This window comes from Polyangium fumosum (genome assembly GCF_005144585.1).
Classification (GTDB): domain Bacteria; phylum Myxococcota_A; class Polyangia; order Polyangiales; family Polyangiaceae; genus Polyangium; species Polyangium fumosum.
On the sequence record NZ_SSMQ01000162.1, the window covers coordinates 1 to 5,136 of the forward strand.

6 protein-coding genes are annotated in these 5,136 nt (G+C 66.2%); 4 read left to right on the forward strand and 2 right to left on the reverse strand.

From position 1 onward, the window contains the following. Positions 1-614: 614 nt before the first annotated feature. From E8A74_RS51365 to E8A74_RS51380, 4 genes are read left to right on the forward strand one after another with little or no spacing between them, the layout of a single operon-like run. Positions 615-947 carry a transcriptional regulator gene (locus E8A74_RS51365; protein WP_136936541.1) on the forward strand — a complete coding sequence of 111 codons (333 nt, stop codon included), beginning with the start codon at positions 615-617 and terminating at the stop codon, positions 945-947. After that, entirely contained in the window at positions 944-1,252 is a 309-nt protein-coding gene (locus E8A74_RS51370; RefSeq protein WP_136936542.1) for a hypothetical protein, read from the forward strand. The genes E8A74_RS51365 and E8A74_RS51370 overlap by 4 nt, the downstream gene beginning before the upstream one ends. After that, the gene (locus E8A74_RS51375; protein WP_136936543.1) at positions 1,249-1,524 is read left to right on the forward strand and encodes a helix-turn-helix domain-containing protein; all 276 of its coding nucleotides are present in this window, start codon (positions 1,249-1,251) and stop codon (positions 1,522-1,524) included. The genes E8A74_RS51370 and E8A74_RS51375 overlap by 4 nt, the downstream gene beginning before the upstream one ends. After that, positions 1,521-2,099 carry an RNA polymerase sigma factor gene (locus E8A74_RS51380; RefSeq protein ID WP_211365656.1) on the forward strand — a complete coding sequence of 193 codons (579 nt, stop codon included), beginning with the start codon at positions 1,521-1,523 and terminating at the stop codon, positions 2,097-2,099. The genes E8A74_RS51375 and E8A74_RS51380 overlap by 4 nt, the downstream gene beginning before the upstream one ends. A 680-nt stretch (positions 2,100-2,779) precedes the next feature. Here E8A74_RS51380 and E8A74_RS51385 read toward each other — a convergent pair. Both E8A74_RS51385 and E8A74_RS51390 read right to left on the reverse strand, forming a co-directional pair. Then, a complete protein-coding gene (locus E8A74_RS51385) occupies positions 2,780-3,922 on the reverse strand; it encodes an IS1 family transposase (protein ID WP_136936544.1) in 1,143 nt (380 codons plus the stop codon). A 432-nt stretch (positions 3,923-4,354) separates the two neighbouring features. Then, entirely contained in the window at positions 4,355-4,750 is a 396-nt protein-coding gene (locus E8A74_RS51390; RefSeq protein ID WP_136936545.1) for a hypothetical protein, read from the reverse strand. Positions 4,751-5,136 lie beyond the last annotated feature (386 nt).

Consider the following 5,136-nt stretch of genomic DNA (forward strand, 5'->3'; position numbering starts at 1 on the left):
CTTCCCCAAATGGTCCAGGGCTGGCCCTGGTTCGGGTCGAGGGGCGAACAGCCCCCGCGGGGCCCGGGGCAGCGCCCCGGCGCGGCGGCTTGCGATGAGACCAATGCTCAGGCCAGGGGCTGGACCCGGGGTCGATGAACTGCGCGATGCGCAGTTCATCGAACAGGCCCGGTCAAGACCGGCAGCAACGTTGCCAACCGAGACAGGTGCGCGGCCTTTCAGCGGGCCGGTGGCAAGACCATGGGGGGGTTCGCTGGCGTCGATTCGATGAGCTGCGCGATGCGCAGTTCATCGATGAGGCCGTGTCTTCAAGCTTGGGGGCCGAGCCCCAAAGCGACGGGCACGTGTGTGCGAGGGATGGGGGCATGTGTCCGAAGAGACGACGTCGAGCCTCTGGAGGTACGAGGCCGTGCCTTGGAGGGACGGGGACGTGTCTCTGGGGCGTGCCGTCGGGTGCTGCTCAACTTAGCCCCCAACTGATCAACTTCGCCGATCTCCGTAGCGAATAGCGATCTCGGCGCGTAGGTTCGGCGGGCCTGAAAGGCGCCGCCCCGGAAGGTCTGCAAACCCCCGGGGCGACTTGGCCGCAACCCCATCGTCCGAGGTCGCAACCCATGCTTCGTTTAGTCCACCCCGCCCCGCGGGGCCAAGGGACTCGTCCGCCCAAGGGCCGGAAGAGCCCGAACCTCCTCCCCACGTCCGAGGAACGCAAGCGGATCCGCGCCACGATCCGCAACGTCGCCCGCGCCTACGGCGGGCTCGACGTGCTCGCCGCGGTCGTCGGTGTCCACCGCGCCACGCTCATCCGAGCCGGGGAGCAAGCGTCCTACGCCGTCGCCGTGCTCCTCGCCCGCGCCGCGGGCATCCACGTCGAGCAAGTACTATCCGGGCGTCCACACGTCGTGGGCGCGTGCGCCCTCTGCGGTCGGAAAGGGGGCGCGTCGTGATGGCCGCTCCCCTCTACCCCGGTGGTCTCGTCGAGATCCAACGGGCGAACCTCCGCGCTCTGCTTCGCCACCTTCACCGGGAACTCGGCTCGTGGATCCTCGTGGCCCACAAGGTCGGCTTCCATCGTTCGGTCGTGCTCGCGTTCTGCGATGGATCAGAGCCGGGAAACATGGCGCTCGCGCGGAGCATCGCGCGCGCCGTGGGCTTGTCCCTTGACGATGCCCTCGCCGGGAAGGCGCCGCCCCGCAAGGCGCCCGCGCTCGTCCTCGTGTCCTCCCCTCGCCGGAAGGGAGGCGCGTCATGAGCGACCATGAGCACGGCCATGGCAATGACGAGGCTCCGGACAGCCTCCCCGCGGTCCTCACGGAAGTGCAGGCGGCACGCGTGCGAAAGGCGCTCGCGCCCTACGTCGCGGCGCGAACGGCGCGGGAGTCGGCCAAGATGCTCGGCTTCGCCCGGCAGTACGTGCGCGCGGTCCTGCACGGCGAGATCCATTGCACGCTGCTTTTCGCGTCCCGCGTGGCGCGCGTGCTCGGGGTGGATCTCGACGCCCTCGTCCGCGGAGGTGAGCCGTGATCCGCTACCGCGACGATCCCGATCGTCCGGGCGAGCCGATCATCGAAGCGACGGCGCGTGACTTGAACACGTACCGCGGCTTCGCCCGCGCATACCTCCGCGCGAAGTGGCCCGTCCTTGGCGAGGCGGACATCGACGAGGTGACGCAGGACGCGCTGTTCGTGCTCTGGCGCATGGTGGACGAGGGGCGCGTCCGCGGCGCCTACACCGACCCGCCCGACGTCGTGATCCGAACGTTGCTCGTCAACATCGCGTGGCGCGTCGCGGGCAACCAAGCCGCCCGGCTGCGCCGGAAGGACGCCCGACACGTGCCGATCGGCGAGGAACACGATCGCGACCTGCCCGATCTCGCGGCGCGTCCGGAGGACATCGCAGAGGCCCGGCACCTCCTGCGAAGCATCGCGCGCTCGACGGCCCGGCCGGTGCGTGTCCTTCTGCTCGTCCTGCAAGGGAAGAGCGCGGAAGACATCGCCCGCGAGTTGGGGCTCGACGTGCAGACCGTCTACAGCCACGTCGCGCGGGCTCGTGACGCGCTCGCCAAGCGCTACGACCGCCCCCGGAAGCGCCGTCGCTGAACGGACGAGCGCCGCCTACTCCGGTGGCGCTCGCCTGATCTATCGCTCCTACCTGCGCCTGGAGATCCTTCGCAGCATTCGGGAGTTGGAAGCCCGGATCGACGCCGCGAACACTGCGCCTGCGCAGTAAATTTGGTCGCTCCTGTGCGATGCGCCTACGGTACGCGGAACCACGCATCGCACAGGAGTCATACCATGACAGTGTATACGCATATCGTCATTCACGCCGTACCATCAACTGGCGCCGAGGCAGAAAAGTTGAGGCAATACAAAGCAGAACATAGTCCGAACTGCATCGACTTGAGCGATTCTATGTTTGCCATTGGCGGCGAACTTGACGCTCGGCAAGAGCACATGCGATTGTCAGCTCTAATCGAGCTCGATCGCTACACTATAGTTCAAGTGGGCGGTTTGCCGCGCGGAGATTTGCTTCGTGGATTTAGGGCGTTCGTTGAGCAGTTTCATCCGTAGGCGCGGCCGAGTTGCTCGGGCTCTGCTCTTCGTCGGGAGTGGTGTGTGGTCGCTTGCCCCGTGTTGCCGTCCAACACCCAACCGGCTCATACGAGATTTCGATGTGACCATCGCTTGGGAAGCGCAAGGTCATACCTGGCATCATGAGGGCGCTTTTGACCGTGATGTGCATGCGCCTTATGATTCCACGCCCATGCCCACGCGCAACCCTACCCGTCTGGGAAAAGCTCTAACTGCCGCTCCCGCGGCCTCCACGCGAACAGATCCAACTGCGTCCCCCGTGGCGGCAGAGCGTCACACGGTGCGCGCGTCGCCAATGTTGGCACCTCGGCTGCTACCGCTGGCGCGGCGGGCGGCGTAGGAGCCCGCGGAGCCTCGCTCGGCTTGCCCTTCCCGCCGGGCAGGGCGCGGAGCCATCCCTTGCCGTTCGGCAGCTCGCGGGCGGCGCCATGCTTCTCGCCCGGGGCCGGGGCGGGCGGCACAAGCTTCTTCGGCTCCGGAGGCGCGCACGGCTCCGCGGCGAGGGCACGCTCGATAAGCTCCTGCACGGACCAGACGTGATCCGTGATGCCCGCCTCCATGGCAGGCGTGACGCGCAAGCTCTCGTGGACGCGGCAGAAGTTGTACCAGGCGACGTGCAGGCTCACGGCCGCGCGGTGATTCTCGATCTTCTTCGAGAAGCCGTTGCAGAGCCGCGTGAAGCGGCGGACGTGCATCCGGACCGTGAGGTTCGCGCGCTCGACGTGCGAGGTAGAGGCCCGGTCGAGGTTCGGCGCCCCGTGCGCGGTCTTCTTCGTGATGAACGGATCCCGGGGCGGCTCGTAGCGGTGATCCGCCGGTCCCTCGCGCCGCCCCTTCTTCGAGTAATCCTTGTGGATCACGGCGTGGTCCACCGCGCCCCCGAAGCTCTGCCCCACGGCCACGGGGTAGCTCTGCCAGCCGTCCGTGGACAGCTCCGGGATCGTCACGAGCCGGGCCCGGAGATCGGCCACGAAGGCCTTCGTGTTCGCCTCGTCCCGCTTCCCCACGCGGTAGCTCACGAGGAGCTTCTTCGTGCGCGACATCGCGAGGTAGGCGTAGGCGTCGCCGAACTCCGCGGGATCCTCCGCGGTGACGCGGGCCTGCTTCTTCTGCACGTAGGACCAGATTTCATCGAGCTGGATCTCGCGGATGTCGAGGTCCCTCACGAGCAGGTTGTGCAGGTTGTCGCACCCCGCGCCCATCCGAAGCAGGGTCGAGAGGACCGTCGGAAGCGACACGTCCGTGAGCCGCGACGTCGCGCGCACGCTGGCACCCTCTACGAGGTGCCGAACGACGTTCACGCGCTTGTCCAGCGGCAGGACGTTGGCCACGACGAAAGCCCCAGCAAGGGCCGCCACGGGCGCCGCGTCGCGCCCCATGCGCGTCGTCGGCTCGACCGTTTCAGCGGCTCACTTGATGGGATGACGATATCACGAATTGGCCGATTCTCGCGATAATTCGCTAATGAGCTAGGACAGCGAATGTCCTAGCTACGACCGCACAACGGTCTCCACGATCGGACCGTTCACGAGGTCAACCGTGCCAACGTTGACGGTAGGGGTGGCTAGCCGTGCGGGCGTGCGTGCGCATGTACTTCACGAGGGTACAATGTGCGCATGGACAACACGCGGAACGCCACCAGCCGATCGCTGATCCCAACGAGAGAGGAAGCCCTTGCGGATCAGCGGGCGCGGATACTGCGCGAATGGCAGTGGAAGTGGGAGGAAGAGCGAGAGGAGGCGCGTGAGAAGACGCGGTGGCTTCTAACCAACGGCAGTCGCGGCGAACGCTTCGCGGATGGCGTACGACAGATCGTCAATGGCTTTTTGACCGTACTGCGCGCCATCTTTGGCAGAGACGTCCGTCTGTAGTTTTGGATCGACGGGCCATGTAATAGTCATGTCGCCGCTCGACCCGAAGGTTACGTGCAAAGGAACGCTGTGACCTTCGCCAGGCTGGTACATGCACAGGCGTAGCGTCATGTCGATCCCGCCCGTTATGGGGCTCGCCGTGACGCCTGGCGTGGCTCGAAGTTCCCACAAATGGCTAGGCCACTGCATGGCTGCCATCGTTTCGATGAAAAGCCACACCAGGTTCTTGATGAACTCCTGGCTGATGCCGCTGCTACGTGTAGCTTGTGTGAGCTGCGATACGCGCACGCTGCGGATGGTTGTCTCAAAGTCGACTGGTCTACGCATACCGCCGACGCTCGCACGACTGCGGGCAAGCGTACAAGTTCACGGCGCGAGGTAGGAGCGGGTAGGACATGGCGGAGCCTGATCGGGGGGATCGGGCGATGTTCCTGGACGAACCAGGTGATCAAAGTTGATCAGGACCTGCCGTCGAGCCTCCAGGGGTACGAGGCCGTGCCTTGGAGGTACGAGGTCGTGTCTCTGGGGCGTGCCCTCGAGCCTCCGAAGGTACGAGGCCGTGCCTTGGAGGAACGGGGACGATGGAAGGGGCGGCGGGCTCGTGGCTTCGAGAGATGGGCACGATGCGGGAGACCATGGGCTCATCGCCCGAAGACCTACGGCCCCATCACGTG